Below are 5,248 nucleotides of genomic sequence, written 5' to 3'. Positions count from 1 at the left end.
CCGCACGCGCAGCCACAGCTCGTGCGGCACGGCGTCCGCGTCCCACGCCGCGGGGGCCCCTGCTCGTGCGGCCGCGTCGTCGTAGCCCATCCACCCGACCCAGCCGCCGTGGAATCGACCCGCGTCCCGCGACGCCGGCCCGCCTGCGCACACCGTCGTCCGCACGCGCGTCGGGTCGTCGCGGATGCCGTCGCCGATCCAGCTCCAGCCGTCTCGCGCATCGGGGCCGGCATCCAGCCAGAACGAATGATCGGCGATCGCGAACGATGGCGAGAAGACGGATGCCGGATCCGCCCACCGTGGGATCTCCACGGCGACGAAGGGCTCCGACATGTTCCCAGGCTAGACGGCGCTGCGCCCTCTAGGCTCATGGCGTGAACGAGTTCCTGACGTGGCTGCTCGACGCGGTCCAGAGCGTCGACCCGGTCATCAGGACCCTTCTGGCGGGCCTTGCGATCATGCTCGAGACGAGCGTGCTCATCGGACTCGTCGTGCCGGGCGACACGATCGTCATCGTCGCCGGCACGGCGGTCTCATCGCCTCTCGAGGGCGTGCTGCTGGGCCTCGTGGTCGTCCTCGGCGCGCTCGCCGGCGAGAGCATCGGCTTCTGGCTGGGCCGCCTCATCGGACCCCGCCTCCAGCATTCGCGGCTGGGACGCCGTATCGGCGAGAAGAACTGGCAGCGCTCCGAACGGTACCTCCGGCGTCGCGGCGGCCCGGCGATCTTCATCTCGCGCTTCCTCCCCGTGCTGCATTCGCTGGTGCCGTTGACCGTGGGGATGAGCGGATACCCGTACCGCCGCTTCCTGGCGTGGACGATCCCGGCGTGCGTCGTGTGGTCGACGCTGTACATCACCGTGGCGGCGGTCGCCGCCGGCACCTACCGGCAGCTCGCGGACCAGCTGCACTACGCCGGCTACGTCTTCGTCGGCGTCATCGTCGTCTTCCTCATCCTCGTCTTCGCCGGCAAGAAGCTGCTCGAACGGCTCGAGCGCCGGCACCTCGACCATGAGCACCCCGGCGAAGCGCCGGTGGTCGACGTGGAAGACTGAGAGGGATGCCCGAAACGCCTCTCCCCCCCGCGCGCGCCAAGGTCCTCTGGCTCGCGCGTCTGGAGTACCGGTTCCACTCCTGGCGCGAGCGCCGCGCCCGTCGGCGCGGGCACAAGCCGACCGTGACGCCGTTCCCCGGATACGCCGGACCCGACTGGGTGCGCGTGCTCGGACGCGTCATGATCGTGCCGCCGGTCAAGCGCACCGGGTCCGGCGAGTACGCCGGCGTTCGCGGCTGGCGCAGCTTCGTCGCGGTGCCCATCGGCTACGCCCAGGTGACGGTCACGATCGCCGGCATCGAGCACGACGTGGTCGCCGATCGCGGCGGCGTCATCGACACGCGGCTGCCGGCGCGCCTCGAGCCCGGCTGGCAGACGTTCACGATGTCGGTCGAGGGCGGTGAGTCGATCGAGACGCGTGCGTTCGTCGTCGGCCCCGACGTGGACTTCGGCATCGTCTCGGATGTCGACGACACCGTGATGGTGACCTCGCTCCCCCGGCCGCTGCTGGCCGCCTGGAACTCGTTCGTCGTCGACGAGCACGCGCGCCAGCCCGTGCCGGGCATGGCGGTGCTGCTCGAGCGGGTCGTGCGGGACCGGCCCGGCGCCCCCCTGATCTACCTGTCGACCGGCGCCTGGAACATCGCGCCCACGCTCATGCGGTTCCTGCGGCGCCACGTGTTCCCGCCGGGCGCGCTGCTCCTCACCGACTGGGGCCCGACGCACGACCGCTGGTTCCGCAGCGGGAAGGCGCACAAGCTGTCGAATCTGCGCCGGCTCGCGCAGGAGTTCCCGCACGTGCGGTGGCTGCTCATCGGCGATGACGGGCAGCACGACGACGACATCTACACCACGTTCACGGACGAGCATCCGCAGAACGTGGTCGCCGTCGCGATCCGCCGGCTCTCGCCGGCGGAGGCGGTGCTCGCCGGTGGCCGCACCGCCGTCAACGACCATGCCGCCGCGGCCGTGCCATGGGTGAGCGACACCGACGGTGCGGGCCTCCTGGAGCGCCTCGAGGACGTCGGCGTGCTGTCGGCGGGCTGATCGGAGACGCTGTCGGCGGTCGCGCGTAGGCTGGCCGCATGTGCGGACGATTCGTCGTGGCCAGTGCCGGATCCGACCTCGTGGGCGTGCTGCGCGTCGACGTCGAGGGCGACGATCTCCCCGAGCCGTCGTACAACGTCGCACCGACCGACCGCGTGGCGATCGTGATGGACTCCGCCAAGACCGAACCGCCCACCCGCCGGCTCGAGGCCGCGCGCTGGGGGCTCATCCCGGGTTGGGCGAAAGATCCCAAGATCGGCGCTCGCGCGTTCAACGCACGCGCCGAGGAACTGGAAGACAAGCCGATGTTCCGCGGCGCCCTCGAGAAGCGACGGGCGGTGGTGCCGGCATCCGGGTACTACGAATGGAAGACCGAGGGCGGCGTCAAGGTGCCCCACTTCATCCACCCTGCCGACGGAGAGCCCCTCTTCCTCGCGGGGCTGTACGAATGGTGGCGCGACAAGTCCAAGGGCGACGACGATCCGCAGCGGTGGCTGCTGAGCTTCACGATCCTGACCCGCGACGCGATCGGCAACCTGGGCTCGATCCACGACCGCATGCCCCTCTTCCTCGATCCGGACCACGCGGACGCCTGGCTCGACCCCACGACCGACAACGTCCGTGACGTGCTCGACGCCGCGATCGATGCGGCGCCCGCGCTGGCTGACACGCTCGAGAACCATGTCGTGTCGAAGGCCGTCGGCAATGTGCGCAACAACACGCCCGAGCTCATCGAGCCGGCCGAGGACTGATCGCCCCGCGTATCCTCGTACGGTGTCTCTCACCGCCTCGACCGTCGTGCTCTCGCGCGACGAATGGCGCGCACGGGAGTGCGCCCACGCCGAGCGGGCGGACGCCCTCACGCGCGGTCATCGTGAGCGGGCGGCGCGGCACGAGTCCCACCCGGTCGAGGACTTCCTGTTCACCTACTACTCGTACAAGCCATCGGTGCTCAAGAGGTGGCATCCCGGTGAGGGCGTCGAGTTGACGGATGCCGCAACCGCCCCGCGCGCGCAGTGGCGCTGGTATCGGCCGGGCGCAACGCCGGGATCGATGGCCGTCGACGGCGCCGGCTTCCGCGCCGAGCGCGGCGGCCTCGTCGCGAACATCGCGACGATCCTGCGTGCGACGCATGCGCGCACCCCCGGCTTCGGCTGCTTCGGTCTGCATGAGTGGGCCATGGTGTACCGGCAGCGCGAGCACCGGCATCCCGTCCCCCTCCGCCTCGGGCAGGCAGCCACCGACGCGGTGGTCGAGGCCCACGACCTCCGCTGCACCCACTTCGACGCCTTCCGGTTCTTCACCCCCGAGGCGGTGCCGCGCAACCGGACGTCGATCGCTCGTGACGAGCAGGCGCTGCGCGAGCAGCCCGGATGCCTCCACGCCGGCATGGACCTCTACAAGTGGGCGGTGAAGCTCGGGCCGCTGGTGCCGGGCGACCTCCTCCTCGAGACGTTCCAGCTCGCCCGCGAGGTGCGCGAGCTCGACATGCGCGCGTCGCCCTACGACCTGGCGGCGTGGGGCTACGCGCCCGTGCGCATCGAGGAGCCCGACGGAAAGTCTGAGTACGTGCAGGCGCAGCGCGGTTTCGCCGTCCGCGCACAGGAGCTGCGCGCTCGGCTTCTGTCCATCGCCGACGGCTGAGTCAGCCGACCGGCTCGCACGTCGCGCACGGCACGAGGCCGCGGCCTTCGGCCGCGAACTCCAGGCGGAGCGCCATGACCCGCTCAGCGGCCTCCCGCAGCCGGTCGGCCGGGAGAGAGCCCGCCTCGACCGCGGCGGCGATGCCCTCGGCGGTGCGCAGCGCCGTCTCGGGCGTGGACCCGACGACGGTGAGCACCATGTCGTTCCCCGCGGCAATGGACGCCACGGCGTTCGCCACGGGGTCCGTGTACTGCGCGAGCCCTGACCCCTGCAGCATCCCGAGGTCGTCGGTGATGGCGACTCCTTCGAACCCCAGATCGTCGCGGGCGATGCGGTGCCATTCCGCCGACAGGCTTGCGGGCGCGGGGTCCACCGACGTGTAGGCGAGGTGGCCATACATCAGCAGCGGCGCCCCGGCGTCGATGCCCGCCGCGAACGGCTGCGCGTCGTTCGCGCGCCAGTCGTCGAACGACATCGAGGTCGACGGGATCGACGAGTGCGAGTCGCCCGGTGCGGCACCGTGCCCCGGGAAGTGCTTGAGCGTCGAGGCGGCGGTGATCCCTTCGCCGCGGACGGCTGCGGCCACGCGTTCGGCGGCGGACGCAGGCGTCGTTCCGAGCGCGCGGCGGTAGATGAACGACGCGGGATCCGACGTCGCATCGGCGACGATCCCGAAGTTCACGCCGATGCCCGCGCGCCGCACGAGCGCCGCGCGTCCGGCGAAGGCGTCCTCCGCGGCTTCAGGCGGCGCGTCCTTGAGGGTGCGCGCCGATGGGAACCCGTCCCATGGCAGGCGTGAGACGTCGCCGCCCTCCTGATCGATCGAGATGAGCGGCGGGCGGGCGGAGTCGACCGTGAGCGCGGCTGTCAGCGCGCGAAGAGACGCCTCGTCCGCCGGGATGTTCGCCCCCATCAGGATGAAGCCGCCGATCCCTGTGGACTCCATGTACGAGCGGAGGGCCGAGGCATCCGTCGACGGAATGTGACCCATGACCACGCTCGCCGCCTGCTCCGCCACTGACATCGCCGCGACAGCGGCCTTCGCGGCCGCCGCGGAGTCCGCCTCGGCCGCGGCCCGCACGACGATCTCCGTCGATACGGCGGACGTGTCGGCATCGGCAGCATTCGCGGGCACGTGAAGAGCGGCGCCCAGCGCGAATGCGACGCCCGCTGCGGTGGCGGCGACGCGGAATGACGTCCTCACCCCGCCAGCCTACGCGGGGCCCGTCGAGGCGTCAGTGGCGCGCGACGATGGCCGCGGCATCCGTCCCCGTCGGAAGCACGCCGTACTGCGCGCCACGGTCTTCGCCGAGCCTCGCCCCGATGAACGCCTCGGCATCGCGCGCCGGCGCAAGGCGGAGCATGAGGGATGCCTGGAACGCGAGCGCGAGGCTCTCGCTGAGCCGTCGCGCCTCGGCCTGGGCATCGCCGGGCTCCGCTGCCGCGAGGCGCTGCAGCAGCGCGAGCGTGCGCTCGACGTGCGCGTCGAGCACCCGCGAGGCACCG

Annotated in this window: 5 protein-coding genes and 2 pseudogenes; 4 read left to right on the top strand and 3 right to left on the bottom strand. The window is 71.7% G+C overall.

Annotated features, from left to right (window positions below; translation table 11 throughout):
- Positions 1 to 333, bottom strand: a pseudogene (locus tag EIO58_RS12220) (anthranilate synthase component I family protein); the annotation flags it as partial.
- 41 nt (positions 334 to 374) lie between these two features.
- Between EIO58_RS12220 and EIO58_RS12215 the strand changes: the two are divergent.
- The 4 genes from EIO58_RS12215 to EIO58_RS12200 are packed head-to-tail and all read left to right on the top strand — an operon-like array spanning position 375 to position 3,742.
- Positions 375 to 1,052, top strand: coding sequence for a DedA family protein (locus EIO58_RS12215; protein WP_127819774.1), 678 nt, complete (start codon positions 375 to 377; stop codon positions 1,050 to 1,052).
- Between the two features lie 5 nt (positions 1,053 to 1,057).
- Positions 1,058 to 2,098, top strand: coding sequence for an App1 family protein (locus tag EIO58_RS12210; RefSeq protein WP_127819773.1), 1,041 nt, complete (start codon positions 1,058 to 1,060; stop codon positions 2,096 to 2,098).
- A 38-nt stretch (positions 2,099 to 2,136) separates the two neighbouring features.
- A complete protein-coding gene (locus EIO58_RS12205; RefSeq protein ID WP_127819772.1) occupies positions 2,137 to 2,850 on the top strand; it encodes an SOS response-associated peptidase in 714 nt (237 codons plus the stop codon).
- 22 nt (positions 2,851 to 2,872) lie between these two features.
- Complete coding sequence (locus EIO58_RS12200) at positions 2,873 to 3,742, top strand: 3-methyladenine DNA glycosylase (protein WP_127819771.1); 870 nt, start codon at positions 2,873 to 2,875, stop codon at positions 3,740 to 3,742.
- Position 3,743: 1 nt separating this feature from the next.
- Here the strand turns inward: EIO58_RS12200 and EIO58_RS12195 are convergent, their stop codons facing one another.
- Together EIO58_RS12195 and EIO58_RS12190 are read right to left on the bottom strand one after the other, a co-directional pair.
- Positions 3,744 to 4,946: a glycoside hydrolase family 3 N-terminal domain-containing protein gene (locus EIO58_RS12195; RefSeq protein ID WP_240658788.1), complete on the bottom strand. Its 1,203-nt coding sequence runs from the start codon at positions 4,944 to 4,946 to the stop codon at positions 3,744 to 3,746.
- 31 nt (positions 4,947 to 4,977) lie between these two features.
- Positions 4,978 to 5,248 (bottom strand): annotated as a pseudogene (locus tag EIO58_RS12190) (DNA alkylation response protein); the annotation flags it as partial.

Source organism: Microbacterium sp. CPCC 204701, from assembly GCF_004010105.1.
Classification (GTDB): Bacteria; Actinomycetota; Actinomycetes; order Actinomycetales; family Microbacteriaceae; genus Microbacterium.
Note: the sequence above shows the minus strand (reverse complement) of the source record. Positions and strands in the feature narration are given on the sequence as shown.